The organism is Enterococcus sp. AMC2644 (genome assembly GCF_058216475.1).
Map to the genome: position 1 here is coordinate 1,823,857 of NZ_CM177095.1, position 20,866 is coordinate 1,844,722.

Sequence of the window (20,866 nt, forward strand, 5' to 3'; positions counted from 1 at the left end):
TATGTAAATATGTTAATTAATATGAGCCAAATGTTAGAAGTTGCCAAAGAAAATAAGTTCGCTGTAGGGGCATTCAATGTCGCTGATAGTAACTTCTTACGTGTAGTTATTGAAGCAGCAGAGGAAAATGATTCACCTGCTATTATTGCTGTCCATCCGACTGAACTTGATTTTGTCAAAGATGAATTCTTCCAATATGCTGTTTCTCGTGCGAAAAATAGCAGTGTACCTTTTGTGATTCACATGGATCATGGAGATAATTTAGCTAGTATCATGCGTGCGATTCATTGCGGTTTTACTTCAGTTATGATTGATGGCTCTCTCTTACCATTTGAAGAAAATATTTCGGTAACAAAAGAGGTCGTTGAGGTATGTAAAACGATTGGTATTTCAGTTGAAGGTGAATTAGGAACAATTGGTAATACTGGTACCACAATTGAAGGTGGTGTATCTAAGGTTATTTACACGAAACCAGAAGATGCGGAAGAATTTGTTGCAAAAACAGGAATCGATACATTAGCTGTGGCAATCGGAACAGCTCATGGAATTTATCCAAAAGATGTCAAACCTGAATTAAAAATGGATGTACTGGAACAAATCAAGGAAAGAGTAGATATTCCATTAGTGTTGCATGGTGGTTCAGCTAATCCAGATGAAGAGATTGCTCGTGCTGTAGAAATTGGCATTCAAAAAGTAAATATCTCTTCTGATTACAAATATGCTTTTTATAAAAAATGTCGTGAAATTTTGTCTAGTACTGAATTATGGGATCCAAATGCTATTTATCCAGAATGTATTGATGCAGCAAAAGAAGTAGTCACACAAAAAATGGGGCTATTTAATTCAATTGGCAAAGCTAGCATTTATCGAGAAATGAATGAAAAACCATTTAGAAATATACTAAGCTAAAAATCTTAATTAGAAATAGTCGTCTGCTTTTCAGATGGCTATTTTTTTTGAGTGTTTAAATAGTTGATAAAATTAATCAACAAACGTGAAATTCTTTTTAAACTACTGTATAATAGCAACTACTGAAAAAGTAGCGACCTTCAAATCGTGGATGTTTCAGAATCTATATTGAAATGATGGTGAAATTCATGACAGACAATAGCAAAATCCGTGTTGTCGTTGGAATGAGTGGCGGGGTGGACTCGTCAGTAACAGCACTTTTGTTGAAAGAACAAGGGTATGATGTGATTGGTATCTTTATGAAAAATTGGGATGATACCGATGAAAATGGTGTATGTACCGCAACAGAAGATTACAAAGATGTTGCCAAAGTAGCAGCACAAATAGGGATTCCTTATTATTCTGTGAACTTCGAAAAAGAATATTGGGATCGAGTTTTTGAATATTTCTTAGCGGAATATCGTGCAGGACGTACACCAAATCCAGATGTGATGTGTAACAAAGAAATCAAGTTCAAAGCCTTTTTAGATTATGCGATGGATTTAGGTGCCGATTATGTGGCAACAGGCCATTATGCACAAGTAGAACGTGATGAAAATGGTATTACTCATATGCTTCGCGGGGTTGATAATAATAAAGATCAAACGTATTTCTTAAGTCAACTTTCACAAGAACAACTATCTAAAACAATGTTTCCGCTAGGTCATATGGAAAAATCAGAAGTGCGTGCAATTGCTGAACGAGCTGGTTTAGCAACGGCTAAGAAAAAAGATTCAACGGGTGTTTGTTTCATTGGTGAAAAGAACTTTAAACAATTCCTAAGTAATTATCTACCTGCGCAAAAAGGCAATATGGTAACTTTAGATGGTGAAATTAAAGGGCAACATGATGGATTAATGTATTATACAATAGGCCAACGTCAAGGATTAGGTATTGGTGGCGGCGGTAAATCTTCAGAGCCATGGTTTGTTGTTGGGAAAGAATTAGAAACTAATACATTGTATGTTGGACAAGGCTTCCATCATGATGCATTGTATGCCGATCGCTTGGAAGCAAGTGAAATTCATTTTACAACAAATGAAGAAAAGCCCAAAGAATTCCGTTGTACGGCAAAATTCCGTTATCGACAACAAGATACAAGTGTGACGGTTCGCTTGTTAGAAGATAATCGTGCAGAAGTTATTTTTGACGAACCTGTTCGTGCAATCACACCAGGTCAAGCAGTCGTTTTTTATAACGGTATGGAATGTCTTGGTGGCGGGTTAATTGATTATGCTTATAAAGCAGAAAAAGTATTACAATACGTATAAACAAAAAAGTATTTGGGCTCTTTAACAACTGGTGTTGGTAAAAGTTTAGACAATCTTTAACAGTTCGAATAGCGTCTTTGGGTCAAGCAGCGAAAAACGCTGCTTGACCTTTTTCTTTGGTTTTGATTGGCAACGTGCGATAGTATTTCCCACGTTGGATAAAGATTCGAATCTTAAAATTGATGAAATTTCGAAAACCATAAGCCACTCGTTTGATGACTTTAATATGATTATTCGTTGCTTCCACCGGTCCATTTGAATAAGACAAAGTCAAAGCAAGGATGATTTCTTTTCGATATTTTTTATACGTACGAATCGTTTTTTGATAGCCTTCAGACAGGTGTTTGTAGCTTTGTGTCAGTAATTCTTCAAAACCTTCAATGGCTTCTTTTTGTTTTTCTTTTTCCTCAGAATAACGTAACACACGTAAGAATGCTTGATAGGTCTCATATCCTCGATTTAACTCTGGATCGTAAGTAAGGAGACGATCCACAATCTCTGTCTGCGTTAAATAATCCTTAAAAGAAGGACGCCAATACCGATGGCTCCAGTCTAACTCACTCTGTCTTTTCTGAAGTAGTTTCCAATATTTTTTTAACTGTCGGTAGCGTTTATCAGTATCGGGAAAGGACTTCATAACAGTGATTCGCTGGTTTTGAAACGTTCTTCCAATCAACTGAACAATATGAAAACGATCAATTAACACCTGTGCATTTGGAAAGAGTTCTTTTGTCAAAGTGATATAGGGTGAATAAAAATCGGTCACAACAATGTTTACTGCCTGTCTTTCTTCTAAGGAATAGCGGTAGAAATAGGTTTCTAGCCGAACTTTCCGTCGATCCTCTAACACATCAAGTAGTCGCCGGTTTTCTCCATCCACGAGAATACAACTCATAGCTCCTTCGGCAAACGCTCCTGATTTAAATTCATCCAAGCAAAGCACCGTAGGCAATGCTTGTTTTTCCGGCAATGTTGGTTGGTAGAAGTCCCGAAGAACACGCAAAACCGTCATAGGAGCGACACCGATTTGTTTGGCAATATAGGTCATAGAGACGGAGTCTTCCAACATGGTCGCAATTTTCAATTTCACTCGTTGAGCAATGGAACAGTTCGGTTGCGTCAAGGTCGAGGAAGCGACAAAGGTTTGATTACAAGCTTTGCATTTAAATCGTTGTTTCTTTAGACGAAGATAGGTTTTGTATTCAGATACTTTGTTTACCTGAGTCATAACCGTTTTAAATCCCCATTTAATGATCGTCTTTTCATTACTTTCTCCGCATTTTTCACAATTATCAGGTGTATAAGAAAGTCTACCATCAAATACGTGACAAATTTCTCCTTTGATTCGTTCTTTTGTATAATTTCCAAGCTGCTTTTCTGTTTCGTTTTCATAAAAAGTAATATTAAAATCTAGAATATCTAAAACTTCTCTGATAAAATGAGAGATGGACATCTTGATTCCTCCTTAGATTGGTTTTCGTCGACTTTATTCTAACGGATTTCAAGATGTCTGTTTAGTTATACATACAAAAAAAGTGCTGGCAATTTCTACCAACACTAAAAAGTATAGAGCCAGTATTTGAGACAACCATCTCAAATACTTTTTTTAGTCAAATAAAATAATTGACAATAGTTAGGTACCGAACTATAATGTGGTTGTGTAAAAAAGTTAGGTACCTAAATAATTGAAGGAGTGAAGGATATGAGTCACTTTAGAATGCAATTACTCAAAAAAATTGAAGCAGTTAGTGGTGTCGCACATGCATTATTTTTACAAAACAATCAACGATTTGATGGACAACAACAAGTCATCAATTTATTAGGAAAAGAAGATGGAATGACCCAAGGCAACTTAGCAGAACTTTTAGATATACGACCAAGTTCATTGGCAGAATTAATTAAAAAATTAGAAAAAGCTGGTGCAGTTACTCGGGAAGAAGATGAAAATGATAAACGAATTAAACGTGTATATCTGACCAAAGAAGGGCGTAAAAGAATTGTCCAAACATCGGATGTACGTGAAGATTTAAGTGCACAATTTTTTACAGGGCTAACTGAGGAAGAACAACAACAGTTTAGTCAGTATCTAGATAAAATTGTGGACGGTTGGCCAGCAGAATTTGAAGGATATCAACCTAGAGCGAATGACCCAATGCAACGACTAGCTGAATTCCAACAATTACGAGAAAAAATGATGGGAGTTGATTGGCAAGCGTTGTCACATCAAGAACAACAGCGAATTCATCGAGAGTTCAAGCGTCAATTACGCCAAGCTGGAGTGAACAATCGGATGTGGAAAGGTCAATTCGAGCAAATGATGCGTAACCAACGAGGAAGTTCTCGTGGCTTCAACAGTCGTCCCTTTGAACGACCTTGCCCACCGAAACAAGATCATACCTCAGAGAGTGATTGGACAGACTTCTAATAACATATAAACTAAAGGAATTCATATGTTTGATTAAATGTATGAGTTCCTTCAATTTTTGTTTGCTTTTGGGAGGTATTCTTACTCAATATTTTGCGCTTTTTTTTTCAGGAACCACGAAAAAATAAGAATAACGATGCAGTAGGTGTTTCCATTGACTATTTCATAGGAATAACCTTGAATAGCCTATTGATAAAACAAGGGTTTGAAAAAAGTACCTAAGTGTTTTTGAGAAATTACCGCAAGGCTACCTAGGTAGAAATAACTTTGTTTTTTTATTAAAATTTTCAAATGTACGCATGGATTGAGAGGGTTTGTTGGTAATGTTTTTTTCTTTTGTGAAATAAATAATAGCCATTATTATACGTGTAAGATTCCATTAACAGAGAACAATCCCAACATCACAAGATTTTAAATTATGATATACTAATTATTATGAGTACCAGGATTCATAATTATAGGTTTCGTGTCTTACAAGCATTGGCTTTCACAAGCGTGGTGCTTGAAACTTCTAGTTAAACTGACTAATATTACGGTAACAAACGAAGGTAAGGGGCGGAGTCCATGTATCAAGTAATAACCATGTATGGTGATAATGAACCCTGGTGGTTTTTTGAAGAGTGGCAAGCAGATATTCAAGAAGAAACGACTTTTTCAACATTAGAAGAAGCCCAGTCATTCTATCGAGAAAAGTGGCAAGCAGTTTACGCAGAATATAGTTATATTCATGCGAAACCCAATTATTTGAGCGCTTTTTGGAATGACGGTGACGAACGTTGGTGTGAAGAATGCGATGAAGATTTGCAACAATATAAAGGATTAGCTCTTCTGAAAGATTATCAACCATTAACAATTGAAAGTGAAAGGGAATTTTATGAAGCAACTAATTCTAGCGGAAAAACCAAGCGTTGCCAAAGATCTAAGTAAGGTTTTAGGCGCGAACCAAAAACATAAGAACTACTATGAAGGCCCTAAAGTGATTGTTACTTGGGCTCTAGGTCATTTGTTAGGCCTAAAAATGCCTGAAGATATCAATAAGGAATGGCAAAGTTGGCAAATGGAAACTTTACCAATGATTCCAAAAAATTTAGGAATTAAACCTTTACCGAAAACAGGTCATCAATTAAAAGCTATTAAACAATTAGCTCAACGAAAAGACGTTTCAGAAGCAGTTATTGCAACAGATGCTGGGCGTGAAGGAGAGCTTGTTGCGCGTTGGATTTTAGAATGGGTGCGCTTTGATAAACCAGTCAAGCGTCTCTGGATTTCTTCGCAAACAGATAAGGCTATTCAAACAGGTTTTGCACAATTGAAACCAGCGAAACAATATGATAATTTATATCAATCAGCGATTGCTCGTGCGAAAGCTGACTGGTTAGTTGGTCTAAATGTTACCCGTGCGTTAACAGTAAAATATCAAGATAATTTAAGTGCTGGACGAGTACAAACACCAACACTTGCTTTGGTGCGCCAACAGGAGCAGCAAATTGAAAAATTCCGTCCACAAACATATTATGTTGTTGAACTGGTAGTTAGAGAAGAGCAAGCACGTTTAGTACAAAAAAATCCTTATTCCTTGAAAGAGCACGAGCAAGCACAGCAACTAGTGAATCGTATGAGTCAAAAAAATGGACGTGTAAGTAGCGTTGTAGAAAAAAATAAGACGGAGTCGGCTCCGTTACCATATGATTTGACTGAAATTCAGCGGGAAGCCAATCAACGTTATGGATTTTCTGCTAAAAAGACCTTATCGTTAGTTCAAAGTCTTTATGAAGCACATAAAGTAGTCACATATCCACGAACAGATAGTAAATACTTAACGAATGATATGAAAGCAACCATGAAAGAGCGTCTACAAGCTGTTTCTGATTTTGCACCAGAAGTAAAAACCTATTTGAAAAATGGTGCTGTCGTTCAACAAAAATCTGTATTCAATGATGCCAAAGTATCTGATCATCATGCGTTACTACCGACAGAACAAAAACCAAACTATGCAAAACTAACTAGCGATGAACAACGTATTTATAATATGATTGTTACCCGTTTCTTGATGTTGTTTGCATCACCACATAAAAAAGTCCAACAAAAAGCCACAGTTGCCTTTGATAATCAACAATTTATTTTTACACAAAATAAAATTATCGAAGCTGGTTGGAAAACAGGTGAAGAAACAAAAACACCAACAGTTGATTGGCAAGAAGGAATGAGTGTGGCACCTAACTTTGCAATTAAGAAGGAATTAACATCACCACCCAAACCTTTGAATGAAGGTACTTTATTAGGAAAAATGGAGAAATTCAGCTTAGGAACACCAGCGACACGTGCAGAAATTATTGAAAAACTGATTAAATCAGAATTGATGGAGCGCACACCAAGTGGTCTGCAAGTTTCGCCTAAAGGAAAACAATTGTTAGAACTAGTGAATCCTTCACTTGTCTCTCCAGAATTAACCGAAAAATGGGAAAAACAACTAGAAGCAATTGCAAAAGGACAATTTTCAAGTGGTGCCTTTTTACAACAAATTGAAAATGATACGAAACAACTAGTGAAAGAAATTAAACACAGTGAACAAAAATACCAAGATTTTTCTCTAACACAAAAGAAATGTCCCGAATGTGGGGAATTATTAAGAGAAAAAAATACGCGCGATGGGAAAATTTATGTTTGCTCAAGCAATGATTGTAATTATCGTCGTCGTAAGGATCCAAAATTATCTAACCATCGTTGCCCACAATGCCATAAAAAAATGGAAATTATTGAAGGGAAAAATGGTGCGTACTTCCGTTGTAAATTTGATGGTACAACTGAAAAAATCCCAACGAAAAAAGATCAAAAGAAAAAGATGACAAAACATGAAGAGCGTCGTTTAATGAAAAAATATTCTCAAGAAGAACCACAAGAAAGTCCGTTAGCTGCTGCGTTAAAAGCTGCTATGGAGAAAAATTAACTTAAGCAACTTCACATTGTATGAACAGTGTGAAGTTTTTTTGTTAGTTGGAATCCGCTTTCTTAAAATTAGGAAGTTATGAGAATTTAAGGATGTTTGCTAGACTTTTTATGAGTCATAAGTGAAAATAAGGAGAGTTAGACTGAGGAGGGAAATTATGGAAAAAACAATGCCCAAGAATTTTTTATGGGGAAGTGCATCGGCAGCGTATCAAATTGAAGGCGCTTATAACGAAGATGGGAAAGGACTATCCAACTGGGATGAATTCGTTAAAATCCCTGGAAAAACCTACAAAGAAACTACAGGCGAAGTAGCCGTTGACCATTACCATCGTTTCAAAGAAGATGTTGCTTTAATGGCAGAAATGGGCTTGAAAACGTATCGTTTCTCAATTTCATGGCCACGTATTTTTCCGAATGGGAAAGGTGAAGTCAATCAAGCTGGTTTGAAGTTTTATGAAGAGTTAATTGATGAATGTTTGAAATATAATGTTGAGCCAATGGTTACATTGTATCATTGGGATTTACCACAAGCGTTGGAGGCAGAATATGGCGGTTGGGAAAGTCCACAAGTCGTGGATGATTTTGTTCATTATGCAACCTATGTCTTTAATGCCTTTAAAGGAAAAGTAAAATATTGGATTACAATCAATGAACAAAATATCTTTACGAATTTTGGCTGGATGAACGGGATGCACCCTCCTGGTAAAATTAATGAAGAGAAGCTTTATTATCAAGTTAATCACCATGTTTTTTTAGCACATGCAAAAACAGTAGTGGCATTTAAAGAGATAATGCCTGAAGGAAAAATCGGCGCAAGCTTTGCATATAGTCCAAGCTATGCATTAGATTGTAAACCAATTAATGCCATGGCTAAAATGGATTTTGATAATTTAAAAAACTATTGGTGGATGGATGTCTATGCATACGGTCGTTATCCAAGAAGTGCGTATACTTATTTAAAGAAAAAGGGTGTTGCACCCAAAGTGAGCCAAGAAGATGCAACTTTATTAAAGAAAGCGGCTGATCTGATTGACTTCATGGGTGTTAATTATTATCAAACATCGGTTGTTGAGTACAATCCATTAGACGGTGTGCCCCAATTTGCTGAAATGAACACAACTGGTAAAAAGGGCTCTGGTCAAGTTACAGGTGAGCCAGGAGTTTATAAAAATCCACAGAATCCTTACCTGGAAACAACAGATTGGGATTGGACGATTGATCCTGCTGGTTTACGTTATGCTTGTAAAGAGATTACGAGCCGTTATGACTTACCAATTGTGATTTCTGAGAATGGCTTAGGTGCTTTTGATGAAAAAACAAATGAAAATGCAATTCACGACGATTATCGAATTGCCTATCTAAATGCACATATCTATGAATTGATGAAAGCAGTCGAAGAAGGTTGTGAAGTTTGGGCTTACTGCACATGGTCATTTACTGATTTATTAAGCTGGTTGAATGGTTATCAAAAACGCTATGGCTTTGTCTATGTTGATCGAGAAGAAGCGGGTGGTTCGTTAGACCGTTATAAAAAAGATAGCTATTACTGGTACCAAGAAGTCATTCGTACCAACGGCGCTACCATCACCGAATAAAAGAGAACGCTGTATTTTCGCTTATAGAAAGCATAGGGAGCTTTGGATGTAACCCAAGAAGGGGAATTCTTCTAACTGTATTAAGTAATCAATAGCGCAATAATTAGCGACTAACATTGAAGGCAATCCCAATAACAGGATTGAAGAAAAAGTAAACCTAGCGTTGACTACATGTAGAAGTGTAATCGACGCTAGGTTTTAAAATTGTTCCTTACTACCAAGTGCCGTGCGGTAAGGATTATTGACTCCTGCTTTTTGGCTGATTGCATTTAATTGGGCAATTAGTTCTTGCTGAGAAGGACTAAACGTTAATTTTTCGTTGAATGCTGTAAAATAAATGAAATTAGTTAAACGACTCACTAAACGAGCATCCTCTTTTTTTGCTAGCTTTGGATAGACTTGCAGCAAAACTTCCTTGATGCCTTCCACATCCGTTCGTGGGTCTTGGGCTAAATCATTGTACAGTGTGTGAACGATGGTCTTCGCTGACATTAATAACGCCAACTCCCTTCATCAACGACTCTAGCACCAAAAGGCATTAATGCTAGTTTCGCCAACTTGAATGATTGATTTCCAAAAGGAATTCCGATAATTGTGACATATAAAATTAAGCCGCTAACAATATGCGTTAAAGCTAATGGTAAACCACTCACAATTAACCAGATGATATTGATAATCAGTGAGACACTATTGTTACTGTAAACGACATCTTTGCCAAAAGGCCAAAAGCTTAGACTTGCTAATTTAAAACATTGTATCCCAATTGGAATGCCAATAATCGTGATACACCATAATAATCCTGCCAAAATCCATCCAAGTCCGCCTACGAATCCACCAAAGATGAACCAAATAATATTTCCTAAAAGTTTCATGTTCTCACCTGCTTTGTTTTCTTATATTGTACCATGATAAAAAAAGTTGAACAGGGACTAAAGACTGAAAATGAAAAAGCACTGGCTTTCACCAATGCTTTTTCTGGGGGATACAAATAAGGAAAACACTATATAAGTTATCTATAACTATTATGGGGGCAAATCCATAATAGTCACAGGGAACTACTATTTGATAACATCTTCGCTATCTTTATCGAAGAAGTGCGCTTTATTTAAGTTGAAGGCTAAATCAATTGTTTCACCTGGACTATGGAAGTCGCGCGCATCGACTTTAGAGATAAACTCTGTATCACCAATTTTTGTGTACAACATTGTTTCAGCACCAAGTAATTCTGATACGACAACCTCAGAACGTACAGTTGATTCTGGAGAAGCATCAATTGCTACTTGTTCACTGTTAATGTCTTCTGGGCGGATACCAAAGACTAATTGTTTACCTTCGTAACCTTTGTCTACTAATACTTTGTTACGTCCTTCTGGAATACGTAATTTTAAGCCATGACCGTCTGAGATTACACCATTATTTAGTGTAACATTAAAGAAGTTCATCGCTGGTGAACCGATAAATCCAGCAACAAAGATATTTTTTGGAGTATTGTATACTTCTTTTGGTGAACCAATTTGTTGAATAAAACCATCTTTCATAATAACAATACGGTCAGCCATAGTCATCGCTTCTGTTTGGTCATGGGTAACGTAGATTGTTGTTGTTTCTAAACGTTGGTGTAATTTTGCAATTTCAGCACGCATTGCTACACGTAATTTTGCATCCAAGTTAGATAAAGGCTCATCCATCAAGAACACTTTTGCGTCACGAACGATTGCACGACCTAAGGCAACACGTTGGCGTTGTCCACCTGATAAAGCTGCAGGTTTACGGTCTAAATATTCTGTTAAGCCTAAGATTTCAGCAGCACTTTCAACACGTGTTTTAATGTCTGCTTTATCATATTTACGTAATTTCAAACCAAATGCCATATTATCGTAAACTGTCATATGTGGATATAAGGCATAGTTTTGGAAAACCATTGCGATATCGCGATCTTTTGGCGCAACATCATTCATTACTTTGCCGCCGATTGATAATTCGCCTTCTGAAATATCTTCTAGTCCAGCAATCATACGTAATGTTGTTGATTTACCACAACCAGAAGGTCCAACGAAAACGATGAATTCGCGATCTTTAATATCTAAGTTAAAGTCTGTAACAGAAAATTTATCTGCATTGTCATATTTTTTATATACGTGTGTTAGGGCCATTTCTACCATGAATGAATTCCTTCTTTCGCTTTAATTTATATGTCTACTATAATGAAAACGGTTTATCATGACAATGTAAACGTGCACAAAAAAACTTTCGATTTTTTGTGCACATTGTAAAAGCGTTTAATTTTTAGTAAAAGTAGTGAGTAGAAGATAGCATAAAAAGAGAGAATCCATTTCTTTGAGGTTAGTTAACGTTTGTTTTTGAAACTTATCAATTTTGTATTGAAGGGTGTTCCGATGCATAAATAAATCTTTTGCTGCAGAACTAACATTGCCTTGGTTTTTCCATAAGGCCCAAATAACATCATGTAAATCATCTTCAAACCAAAGTTTAGCTAATTGTCGCATCATTATACTTTCTTGAACTAAATGACTAGCAAAATAATGGATTGCCGTATTTTTAAGGTCATAACATTTTATTTGCATATTTTGTTTAGTCATCGACAAAAACAATTGCTGTTCTTCTTGAAGTAAGGTTGTAAAATCACTTGTTACAGGATAAAAGGCACCGACAAAAACACGTGTATACGTGTTAAAGTCACCGTCTAAGGCTAAAAATATCCCTTCTAATTCTTCTGTTGGTAAGGCATCTTCGCTATAAATTTCAACTAGAAAACTTTTGGTTCCATTGATAAAAAAGTGGTCTACTATATTAGGAAAAATGCGTTTGATTTCTTCATCCCAAGAATGGGTATCGACTTGTTTAGGGTTATTAAACTCAACTTGAATAATTCGGAAATAGCCAGTTTTTAAAGGCGCACTTTCACTTTGAAAAAGTGTTGGGTACCAAGGGTGATGGATAGGAAGGGCAGAATCATTCGCATTTGTTAATAGCTTCAATACTTTTTTTTCAGTAGCGGTTAAATTCTGTTGAGGAATCCATAAAAATTGTCCCTCTAAATAAAGCGATAAAAACTGCTCATCATCAGTTGGGAAAGTATGCAATTGTGCACTAGGATAAATTTGTTGTAACTCTTGTAATGTCACGAAAAAAACCACCTTATCTATAAAAAATCTTACACATCGTCTGTGTATGCTTACTAGTATTGTATAGCAACTTTGATAGTACGCCAATCATTCTCATGTTTTTTTTCACAAAAGAGAGCATTGACAATGAGAGAGAGTTAAGCTAAACTTTACTAAAATTTAATAATGAAATTCAATAAAGAGAAAAGTATGCTTTGCAAATTTTAAGAGAGGTTCTGTTTGGTGTAAAGAACTAATTTAATAAGTTGAAAAATGATCTCCGAGAAAAATTGTTGATAGGTAAGCAGTTTCGGACATGTTCATCCGTTATCCATGAGCACCAATCTCATAATATGATGTTGGAGTAAGAGAAGTGCAAGCTTCTAAATAAAGGTGGTACCACGATTAATTCGTCCTTTTACTGGTTCTTAGACTAGTAAAAGGGCTTTTTTTATTTTAAAGGAGGAGAAATAAATGAAAAAATGGTTAAAGTCAACAATTGCTTTAGGCGCAATTGCAATTGTTTTAGCAGGATGTAGTACAGGCAAACAAGCGACAGAGAAGACAGGGGATTCCAATGGAACCAGTGGTGTAGAACAAACAATTGCGGTAAGTTTACCAGCGCAATTATCCACTTTGGATACGACACAAACAACAGATAAAGTAACATTCACTGTCGTGCAACATCTATTTGAAGGCTTGTATCGTTTAGATGATGAGAGTCAAACGGTACCCGGTTTAGCTGAATCCGTTGATATTAGTGAAGATGGCAAAATATACACCTTCCATTTACGTGATGGAATTAAATGGAGTGATGGCACTCCAATTACTGCGGATGATTTCTTATTTTCATGGAAACGGTTAGTCAATCCAGAAACAATGGGCCCCAACGCTTATTGGTTAGATAATGTGGTTAACAGCTTGGATATTCGCGAAGGAAAAGCAGATGTAAATACCATTGGTTTAAAATCTTTAGATGAAAAAACCTTTGAAGTAACGTTAATTAACCCACAGCCTTCATTCTTATCCGTAGTTTCTATTGGTTGGTTAGCGCCACAAAATGAAGCGTACGTAACTGAAAAAGGAGCGGATTATGCAACGTCTAATGAGAATTTGATTTATTCTGGGCCTTTTGTCTTAGAAGATTGGACACCAGCTTCTGATACATGGACACTAAAACCAAATACGGAATATTATGATGCAGATAAAGTAAAATTAGCGACTGTCGAAGGCTCAACAATTAAAGAGGACAATACTGGAATTAATTTGTTCCAATCGGGTGAATTGGATTTTACAAAAATTACTGGTCAATATGTGCAACAATTTAAAGATGATGAAGCCTTAGTTTCACAATTAGAAGTAACTAACCGTTTCTTAGATTTTAATAAAAAAGCAACGGATGCATTAGGAAACGTCCATTTCCGTAAAGCAATTGCCTTAGCTATTGATAAAAATAGTCTTGTTGATAATGTACTAAGTGATGGTTCTCAAACCTTAAATGGATTAATTCCAGCAAAATTATACGCTAATGCGGAAACAGGAGAAGATTTCCGTGAGTATAGTGGGGAGTACAATGTTTTTGATTTAGAAGCAGCTAAGAAAGAATGGAAGCAAGCAACCGATGAACTGGGTGATTCAATTGAATTAACTCTACTGGTAGATGATTCTGATAATGGTAAAAAGATCTCAGAATATGTTCAAAATCAATTAGAAACGAACTTGCCAGGTCTAAAAATTGAAATTACACCACAACCAGCCAACAATGTAAACCAAGCGCGTGCTGATAAGAAATATCAACTATCCATTTCTGGCTGGACGGCTGGAAGTAACGATATGAATTCTTATTTTAATTTGTATCGTACAGGTTCTTCATACAACTATGGAGAATATGACAATAGTGAATATAGTGGATTAGTTGAAAAAGCTATTGTAGATGCGAACGATGAAAATAAAACATTTGAAGACTACAAAGCGGCAGAAAAGATTCTTTTAGAGGATGATGCAGCGCAAGTACCAATTTATCAAAGTGCGGCGAACTATTTAGTGAATCCAAAAGTAAAAGATATTGTGTACCATTCATATGGAGATTATTTCTACTTACGTGAAGCTTATGTAGAAGAATAAAAAAAAGGGATGAGAGACGTGAGTCAATTATTAAAAGATTTTTTAGAATTTGTGCGTATTAATACACGTTCAGATGAAAAGTCAACAACAATACCAACCACACCAGGTCAAATTGAATTAGCTAAAATTTTGGAACAACGTTTACGTGATTTGGGATTAGAAAATGTCGAATATGACGAAGCAAATAGTTTTGTGTTAGGAAAATTAGCAGGCAATCCAGATAAAATGGCTGTAGGTTTTATTGCCCATGTCGATACAGCAGATTTTAATGCAGAAAATAATCAGCCCCAAGTAATTGAAAATTATGATGGCAAAAATGTTCGTTTAAATGCTGAACATGATATTGTGATGAGAGTTTCAGATTTTCCTAACCTGAAGGATTATGTGGGAGAAACCTTAATTACCACAAATGGTCTAACTCTTTTAGGGGCGGATGATAAAGCAGGCGTTGCTGAAATTTTAGAGATGTTGCGTCAATTAATCGCTCAACCAGAGTTAGAACGAGGGGACGTTTGGGTGGCATTTGGTCCAGACGAAGAAATTGGTCGCGGTGCTGATCGTTTTCCAGTTGAGAAGTTTCCGGTCCGTTATGCCTACACCGTAGATAGCGGTCGTGTCGGAAATTTTGAATACGAAACGTTTAATGCTGCAAAGTTAACGATTGAAATTGAAGGAACTAGCGTGCATCCAGGAACAGCATACCAACAAATGGTAAATGCAATTCAGCTTGGCAAAGAAATCGACAATCAATTGCCAAGTGACGAAGTGCCTGAAAAAACACGTGAATATGAAGGTTTTTATCTATTAACTAAATTTTCTGGAACAATCGATCATGCATCATTAAATTATATTATTCGTGACCATGATGAAGTGAGATTTGCGCAACGTAAGCAAACGATAGTGGATATTATTGCAGCAATTAACCAACGATTTGACGCCCAACGAATTACCTATCAATTAGAAGATCAATACTATAATATGCGTCAAGTAATTGATAAACATCCGCTATCCATCGAATTGGCGAAAACAGCAATGCAAAATATTGGAATCACGCCAAATGTACAACCATTTCGTGGTGGCACAGATGGCTCGAAAATTTCAATGATGGGCCTACCAACCCCCAATATTTTTACAGGTGGTGAGAATTTCCACGGACAATATGAGTTTATTACATTAGAAGCGATGGAAAAGGCTAGCCAAACCTTAGTAGAAATTGTCAACTTAGCATCAAAACAGTAAAATAGTATCCTTATTCCTAAAAAAATACAGGAATAAGGATTTTTTTAAAGTAAATAGAATTTTCTGAATTTTTTTTGTGTAAAATGATTGACAACTTTCATAGAAGAATGTAAAGTAAGAAACAACTTAAGAAAAGACATCGAAAAGAAGAGTAACATTGTAGCTTATTAAGAAGAGAGTCTCTGGTTGGTGAAAAGAGATAATAACTTCATTGTGAAACACATCTTGGAGTCGGTTTTTTGAAAATGAGTAGGAAAACCCGGGAAGCCCGTTACAGCGATGGTTATTGATAGATAACTTCATGAGATTTATTCTGCGAGGAATAGATGAAAAAAAGGTGGAACCACGTAATTTACGTCCTTTAGTCATTGCGACTAGAGGACTTTTTTTATTTTATCAACAACCATTTAAGGTCTTTTTCTGTGAAGAAAAGATGAAATGAGGTGGAACCACGTAATCTGCGTCCTCTTGGGTAAACCAAGGGCAGCTTGCGTGGTTTTTTGCTTTAGCTGATAAAGCGTAATAATACAAGGAGGTAGCAAAATGGATATTCTTATTTCAGTTTTTCCGCAATTATTTAAAGGGACGGGTGTAACCATCCAATTATTTCTTTTTACACTCATTGGTTCCATTCCATTAGGGATTTTATTAGCATTTATTTTATCTAGTAAATCTAAAATTTTTAAGGCCATCGTACAGACCTATGTCTGGCTGATGCGTGGAACACCTTTATTACTACAATTAATTTTTGCTTTTTATGGACTTGCAACAGTAGGAATCGTTTTAGATCGTTTTGAAGCAGCTGTCTTTGCATTTATTTTAAATTATGCAGCCTATTTTGCGGAAATCTTTCGTGGTGGGATTCAGTCAATTCCTAAAGGACAATATGAAGCAGCGCAAGTTTTACGCTTAACTCCGTGGCAAACCATTTCGAAAATTATTATTCCACAAGTTGGTAAAATCACTTTACCTTCAGTTGGAAATGAAGTCATTAGTTTGGTCAAAGATACGTCATTGATTTATATCTTAGGTCTATCTGATGTGATGCGAATTGGCAAAATCGCGATGGAACGTGAAGCGACGCTGTTACCTTTAATTGGTGTCGGAATTATTTACTTGGTACTAACAGGATTCTTTACAGTTGTCTTGAAACAAATTGAAAAACGTTTAGATTATTATCGCTAGGAGGGGAAGAAGATGTTAGAACTAAAAAATATCAAAAAATCATTTGGCTCCAGAATAATCATCGATGGTTTAAACTTGTCTATTTCAGAAGGCAGCATTTTAGCCATTGTTGGCCCTTCAGGTGGCGGGAAAACTACGTTGTTACGGACACTTGCGGGTCTAGAAAGTATTGATAGTGGCGATTTTTTACTAGATGGTAAAAAATTCAATCCTATGAATTTAAATGAACAAGAACAAGTCGTTGGAGTGGTTTTCCAAGATTTTCAATTATTTCCGCATCTCAGTGTGTTTGAGAATATTACCTTAGCACCTAAATTAGTGTTGAAAGAAGACAAAGCAGTCTATACTCAAAAAGCCCAACAATTGGCGCAACAATTAGGACTAGCTACATTGCTTGAACAATATCCTTATCAATTATCTGGCGGACAAAAGCAGCGGGTGGCGATTGCTCGAGCAATGGCGATGAATCCAAGGGTGTTAGCTTATGATGAACCAACAAGTGCATTAGACCCTGCGCTACGTCAACAAGTTGAAAATTTAATTTTAGATTTGAAAAAACAAGGAGTTACCCAAATCGTTGTTACCCATGATTTGGATTTTGCAAAAAATATTGCGGATAATCTTTTAGAAGTATCACCTGTAAAATAGGAGGAAGAAAAAATGAAAAAATTAACTGGTTTATTGATGGCAGCAAGTATTTTATTATTAGGTGCATGTGGCACAGGCGACAAAAAAGAAGATGTTGGTAGTGGCGCAGATAAAAAAGAAGTCGTTGTTGGTCTTGACGATACATTTGTACCCATGGGATTCCGTGACGATAATGGCGAGCTAACAGGATTTGATGTGGATCTAGCAACCGCAGTTTTTGACTTGACGGATACTAAGGTAAAATTCCAACCAATTGATTGGGCGATGAAAGAAACTGAGTTGGATAACGGAACCATCGATATGATTTGGAACGGCTATACGGTCAATGACGAGCGTCAGAAGAAAGTGTTATTCTCTGATACTTATATGCAAAGTTACCAAGTGTTAGTAACGAAAAAAGATTCTGGAATTGATTCATTAGATAAAATGAAAGACAAAGTATTAGGCGCCCAAGAAGGTTCATCTGGTTATAAAATTTTTACTGAACAATCAGAAGTGCTACAAGATATTGTAAAAGACAACGATGCTACTCTTTATGCGAGTTTCAATGAAGCGTTTATCGATTTAGAAACAGGACGTATTGATGGCGTCTTAATTGATAGTGTTTATGCAGAGTATTACTTAACAAAAATGAAAAAATTAGACCAATTTAATTTAATTAACAGTACTTTTGCTCAAGAAGGTTTTGCAGTCGGTGTTCGTAAAGATGATGAAAAGTTGGCTGAAAAAATCAATGATGGACTAAGCGAGCTACGTGACAACGGTGAATTCAAGAAAATCAGCGAGAAATGGTTTGGAAAAGATGTTACAATAAATTAAGCTTGAAGAGAGTGGGGGACTTTTGTGTTCCTCTTCTTTTTTTTGTATAATAATGGGAGATGAAAAGAGGGATAATATAATATGGCACAGAAAAAACGCCGTTCAAATACAACGAAGCGCAAAACAAAAAAACAATTACAACAACAAGAAAAATTATCATTAATTGGTTTAGGCTTCTTGTTTTTTTTATTCTCATTATTCGGGTTAATGCGTTTAGGGTTTTTAGGTACCTTAATTGCCAATGGTTTTCGGATGATTGGAGGAAATACGTATCAAGTCCTGTGTTTAGCTTTAGCAGCTTATAGTATTTGGCTAATCTTTAAAAATACCAATGCTCAAATTACTAGTGTTAAACGAATAATTGGTAGTCTTTTTGCATATAGCGGTGTGTTATTGTTCTTTCACGCTCAATTGTTTAGCCGATTACAAGACGGTGAGACCAATATTATTCGCACCACATGGGCCTTGCTTGTTCAAGACATTCAAGCCGGTCAGGTGACTGAAAATGTTGGTGGTGGGATGATTGGTGCGACGTTGTATCAAGTGAGCTACTTTTTAGTATCGCAAGTAGGCAGTTATTTGATTGCCCTTTTACTAGTATTAACGGGGATCTTTTTTATTAGTCAAATGACCACGCAACAATTACTTGAAAAACTTCAAGAAATCAAAGCGATGATTGAGCCTTTACTAGAAGGGAATCCTGAAAAAAAAGCGCAACGTGAAGCAAAAAAACAAGCACGAAAAGTAGCAAGGGACGAGAAAAAAGCAGCTGAACGTGAAGCGATTTTAGCAGAATTAAAAGAGCAAGAAAAAAATCAAGTACGTCCAACCCCTGCAGAAGAAAAAATGCCGACTGATACACCAAGTGAATTGAAGATTGAACCTGAACAGTTAAGTTTTGTACCAATAGATAGTTTCCAACAGCAGCCAACACAATCGGCTCAACCTTCACGTCCAGAACCTAAAAAGAAAAAAGAAGATGTCGATGATAGTGAACCATTGGACTTTGATATTTTACAGGAAGTAGAAGATGAAGATTATGAACTGCCGCCTGCCGCTTTATTAAATGCAGTGCCACCAACCGACCAGAGCAGCGAGTACAAAAAAATTGAAAAAAATATCACTGTTTTAGAGCAAACATTTGAAAGTTTTGGCGTGGATGCAAAAGTGGTGAAAGCCAGTTTAGGCCCTGCCGTTACCAAGTTTGAGATTCAGCCAGCAGTTGGAGTCAAAGTAAGTAAGGTTGTAGGTTTGACGGATGATATTGCGTTAGCTCTAGCTGCAAAAGACATTCGAATGGAAGCACCTATTCCAGGGAAATCTTTAATTGGAATTGAAGTACCCAACGATGCAGTCAGCATGGTTTCTTTTAGAGAAGTGATTGAAGCCACGCCTGCCCATCCAGAAAATTTATTAGAAGTACCATTAGGTCGAGATATTTCAGGAAAAGTTCAAACAGCTGATTTAACGAAAATGCCCCATTTATTAGTGGCAGGTTCGACAGGTAGTGGGAAGTCTGTTGCCATTAACGGCATTATCACAAGTATTTTAATGCAGGCTAAACCACATGAAGTTAAAATGATGATGGTCGATCCAAAAATGGTTGAATTAAATGTTTACAATGGCATCCCCCATTTATTGACGCCTGTAGTAACCAATCCTCGAAAAGCGGCACAAGCACTTCAAAAAGTCGTCAAAGAGATGGAAGAGCGTTACGAGAAATTTGCGGCAACAGGTGTCCGAAATATTACTGGTTATAATGAAATGATTGCTGAGAAAAATCGCGAAACAGGTGAAAAGCATCCGATTTTGCCATTTATTGTGGTAATTGTTGATGAATTAGCCGACTTAATGATGGTTGCTAGTAATGAAGTGGAAGATGCAATTATTCGTTTGGCACAGATGGCACGTGCCGCAGGAATTCATATGATTTTAGCAACACAACGTCCAAGTGTTGATGTAATCACTGGTATTATCAAAGCCAATGTGCCTTCACGAATGGCCTTTGCAGTATCGAGTGGAACAGATTCGCGAACAATTATTGATAGCAATGGTGCTGAAAAATTATTAGGTCGTGGGGACATGCTGTTTCTACCAATGGGTGAAAATAAACCTATTCGAGTCCAAGGCGCCTTTATTTCAGATCATGATGTTGAATCAGTCGTAGAATTTGTTACAGAGCAACAAGGCGCAAACTACGAAGAAAAAATGATGGTTACTGAAGAAGAAGTTGCTACTGGCAATGGCAGTGAGTCGCAAGATGAATTATATGACCAAGCGAAAGATCTTGTGATTGAAATGCAAACAGCGAGTGTTTCCTTACTTCAACGCCGTTTCCGAATCGGTTATAATCGTGCAGCACGATTGGTTGATGAACTTGAAGATAATGGTGTGGTGGGACCTTCAGAAGGTAGTAAGCCACGAAAAGTTTTACTCACTGAAGCAACTGATTATTATGAAGAAATTGAAGAAGACAGATGATTGCATTGTGATCATCTGTTTTTTTATATGACAAAATTGTTCGTTGACTGTTATTTC

Annotated in this window: 17 protein-coding genes and 2 other annotated features; of the genes, 12 read left to right on the forward strand and 5 right to left on the reverse strand. The window is 36.5% G+C overall.

All coding sequences use genetic code 11. The features are described from left to right. Nucleotides 1-9 precede the first annotated feature (9 nt). Both AC4BC5_RS08865 and mnmA read left to right on the forward strand, forming a co-directional pair. Entirely contained in the window at nucleotides 10-909 is a 900-nt protein-coding gene (locus tag AC4BC5_RS08865; RefSeq protein WP_490495079.1) for a ketose-bisphosphate aldolase, read from the forward strand. A gap of 188 nt (nucleotides 910-1,097) precedes the next feature. After that, nucleotides 1,098-2,219: a tRNA 2-thiouridine(34) synthase MnmA gene (gene mnmA, locus AC4BC5_RS08870; protein ID WP_490495080.1), complete on the forward strand. Its 1,122-nt coding sequence runs from the start codon at nucleotides 1,098-1,100 to the stop codon at nucleotides 2,217-2,219. Between the two features lie 82 nt (nucleotides 2,220-2,301). On the opposite strand, the gene AC4BC5_RS08875 is transcribed toward mnmA, so the two are convergent. Further along, the gene (locus AC4BC5_RS08875) at nucleotides 2,302-3,672 is read right to left on the reverse strand and encodes an ISL3 family transposase (protein ID WP_490495081.1); all 1,371 of its coding nucleotides are present in this window, start codon (nucleotides 3,670-3,672) and stop codon (nucleotides 2,302-2,304) included. 249 nt (nucleotides 3,673-3,921) lie between these two features. Between AC4BC5_RS08875 and AC4BC5_RS08880 the strand changes: the two genes are divergently transcribed. From AC4BC5_RS08880 to AC4BC5_RS08895, 4 genes are all read left to right on the forward strand, one after another. Continuing rightward, complete coding sequence (locus AC4BC5_RS08880) at nucleotides 3,922-4,644, forward strand: MarR family winged helix-turn-helix transcriptional regulator (RefSeq protein WP_490495082.1); 723 nt, start codon at nucleotides 3,922-3,924, stop codon at nucleotides 4,642-4,644. Nucleotides 4,645-5,208: 564 nt separating this feature from the next. After that, on the forward strand, nucleotides 5,209-5,571 hold the full coding sequence (locus AC4BC5_RS08885) for a DUF1033 family protein (RefSeq protein WP_490495083.1): 363 nt from the start codon (nucleotides 5,209-5,211) through the stop codon (nucleotides 5,569-5,571). Beyond that, nucleotides 5,519-7,591: a DNA topoisomerase III gene (locus AC4BC5_RS08890; RefSeq protein ID WP_490495084.1), complete on the forward strand. Its 2,073-nt coding sequence runs from the start codon at nucleotides 5,519-5,521 to the stop codon at nucleotides 7,589-7,591. The genes AC4BC5_RS08885 and AC4BC5_RS08890 overlap by 53 nt, the downstream gene beginning before the upstream one ends. 157 nt (nucleotides 7,592-7,748) lie before the next feature. Next, complete coding sequence (locus tag AC4BC5_RS08895; RefSeq protein WP_490495085.1) at nucleotides 7,749-9,188, forward strand: glycoside hydrolase family 1 protein; 1,440 nt, start codon at nucleotides 7,749-7,751, stop codon at nucleotides 9,186-9,188. Nucleotides 9,189-9,386: 198 nt separating this feature from the next. Here the strand turns inward: AC4BC5_RS08895 and AC4BC5_RS08900 are convergent, their stop codons facing one another. The 4 genes from AC4BC5_RS08900 to AC4BC5_RS08915 form a co-directional block, all read right to left on the reverse strand. After that, nucleotides 9,387-9,680 carry a bacteriocin immunity protein gene (locus AC4BC5_RS08900; protein ID WP_490495086.1) on the reverse strand — a complete coding sequence of 98 codons (294 nt, stop codon included), beginning with the start codon at nucleotides 9,678-9,680 and terminating at the stop codon, nucleotides 9,387-9,389. Continuing rightward, nucleotides 9,680-10,060, reverse strand: coding sequence for a YccF domain-containing protein (locus tag AC4BC5_RS08905; RefSeq protein ID WP_490495087.1), 381 nt, complete (start codon nucleotides 10,058-10,060; stop codon nucleotides 9,680-9,682). The genes AC4BC5_RS08900 and AC4BC5_RS08905 overlap by 1 nt, the downstream gene beginning before the upstream one ends. Nucleotides 10,061-10,246: 186 nt before the next feature. After that, nucleotides 10,247-11,350 carry an ABC transporter ATP-binding protein gene (locus AC4BC5_RS08910; RefSeq protein WP_490495088.1) on the reverse strand — a complete coding sequence of 368 codons (1,104 nt, stop codon included), beginning with the start codon at nucleotides 11,348-11,350 and terminating at the stop codon, nucleotides 10,247-10,249. Nucleotides 11,351-11,467: 117 nt separating this feature from the next. Next, entirely contained in the window at nucleotides 11,468-12,334 is an 867-nt protein-coding gene (locus AC4BC5_RS08915; protein ID WP_490495089.1) for a helix-turn-helix domain-containing protein, read from the reverse strand. Between the two features lie 166 nt (nucleotides 12,335-12,500). Next, nucleotides 12,501-12,734: a binding site (T-box leader), on the forward strand. A 53-nt stretch (nucleotides 12,735-12,787) separates the two neighbouring features. Here AC4BC5_RS08915 and AC4BC5_RS08920 point away from each other — a divergent pair. The 6 genes from AC4BC5_RS08920 (at nucleotide 12,788) to AC4BC5_RS08945 (ending at nucleotide 20,809) form a co-directional block, all read left to right on the forward strand. Next, complete coding sequence (locus AC4BC5_RS08920) at nucleotides 12,788-14,437, forward strand: peptide ABC transporter substrate-binding protein (protein ID WP_490495090.1); 1,650 nt, start codon at nucleotides 12,788-12,790, stop codon at nucleotides 14,435-14,437. Nucleotides 14,438-14,455: 18 nt separating this feature from the next. After that, the gene (gene pepT, locus AC4BC5_RS08925; protein ID WP_490495091.1) at nucleotides 14,456-15,676 is read left to right on the forward strand and encodes a peptidase T; all 1,221 of its coding nucleotides are present in this window, start codon (nucleotides 14,456-14,458) and stop codon (nucleotides 15,674-15,676) included. Nucleotides 15,677-15,806: 130 nt separating this feature from the next. Then, nucleotides 15,807-16,041, forward strand: a binding site (T-box leader). A 178-nt stretch (nucleotides 16,042-16,219) separates the two neighbouring features. After that, nucleotides 16,220-16,861 (forward strand): amino acid ABC transporter permease, encoded by a 642-nt coding sequence (locus AC4BC5_RS08930; protein WP_490495092.1) that lies wholly within the window; start codon nucleotides 16,220-16,222, stop codon nucleotides 16,859-16,861. Nucleotides 16,862-16,873: 12 nt separating this feature from the next. Continuing rightward, nucleotides 16,874-17,509 (forward strand): amino acid ABC transporter ATP-binding protein, encoded by a 636-nt coding sequence (locus AC4BC5_RS08935; protein ID WP_490495093.1) that lies wholly within the window; start codon nucleotides 16,874-16,876, stop codon nucleotides 17,507-17,509. A gap of 12 nt (nucleotides 17,510-17,521) precedes the next feature. Next, the gene (locus tag AC4BC5_RS08940) at nucleotides 17,522-18,328 is read left to right on the forward strand and encodes an amino acid ABC transporter substrate-binding protein (protein WP_490495094.1); all 807 of its coding nucleotides are present in this window, start codon (nucleotides 17,522-17,524) and stop codon (nucleotides 18,326-18,328) included. An 81-nt stretch (nucleotides 18,329-18,409) separates the two neighbouring features. After that, a complete protein-coding gene (locus tag AC4BC5_RS08945; RefSeq protein ID WP_490495095.1) occupies nucleotides 18,410-20,809 on the forward strand; it encodes a DNA translocase FtsK in 2,400 nt (799 codons plus the stop codon). Nucleotides 20,810-20,866: the final 57 nt, after the last annotated feature.

Excerpts from the sequence above, each read along its gene's own strand:
- AC4BC5_RS08865 (WP_490495079.1), top strand. The coding sequence starts at position 10 with ATGTTAATTAATATGAGCCAAATGTTAGAAGTTGCCAAAGAAAATAAG.
- mnmA (WP_490495080.1), top strand. The coding sequence starts at position 1,098 with ATGACAGACAATAGCAAAATCCGTGTTGTCGTTGGAATGAGTGGCGGG.
- AC4BC5_RS08875 (WP_490495081.1), bottom strand. The coding sequence starts at position 3,672 with ATGTCCATCTCTCATTTTATCAGAGAAGTTTTAGATATTCTAGATTTT.
- AC4BC5_RS08880 (WP_490495082.1), top strand. The coding sequence starts at position 3,922 with ATGAGTCACTTTAGAATGCAATTACTCAAAAAAATTGAAGCAGTTAGT.
- AC4BC5_RS08885 (WP_490495083.1), top strand. The coding sequence starts at position 5,209 with ATGTATCAAGTAATAACCATGTATGGTGATAATGAACCCTGGTGGTTT.
- AC4BC5_RS08890 (WP_490495084.1), top strand. The coding sequence starts at position 5,519 with ATGAAGCAACTAATTCTAGCGGAAAAACCAAGCGTTGCCAAAGATCTA.
- AC4BC5_RS08895 (WP_490495085.1), top strand. The coding sequence starts at position 7,749 with ATGGAAAAAACAATGCCCAAGAATTTTTTATGGGGAAGTGCATCGGCA.
- AC4BC5_RS08900 (WP_490495086.1), bottom strand. The coding sequence starts at position 9,680 with ATGTCAGCGAAGACCATCGTTCACACACTGTACAATGATTTAGCCCAA.
- AC4BC5_RS08905 (WP_490495087.1), bottom strand. The coding sequence starts at position 10,060 with ATGAAACTTTTAGGAAATATTATTTGGTTCATCTTTGGTGGATTCGTA.
- AC4BC5_RS08910 (WP_490495088.1), bottom strand. The coding sequence starts at position 11,350 with ATGGTAGAAATGGCCCTAACACACGTATATAAAAAATATGACAATGCA.
- AC4BC5_RS08920 (WP_490495090.1), top strand. The coding sequence starts at position 12,788 with ATGAAAAAATGGTTAAAGTCAACAATTGCTTTAGGCGCAATTGCAATT.
- AC4BC5_RS08930 (WP_490495092.1), top strand. The coding sequence starts at position 16,220 with ATGGATATTCTTATTTCAGTTTTTCCGCAATTATTTAAAGGGACGGGT.
- AC4BC5_RS08935 (WP_490495093.1), top strand. The coding sequence starts at position 16,874 with ATGTTAGAACTAAAAAATATCAAAAAATCATTTGGCTCCAGAATAATC.
- AC4BC5_RS08940 (WP_490495094.1), top strand. The coding sequence starts at position 17,522 with ATGAAAAAATTAACTGGTTTATTGATGGCAGCAAGTATTTTATTATTA.
- AC4BC5_RS08945 (WP_490495095.1), top strand. The coding sequence starts at position 18,410 with ATGGCACAGAAAAAACGCCGTTCAAATACAACGAAGCGCAAAACAAAA.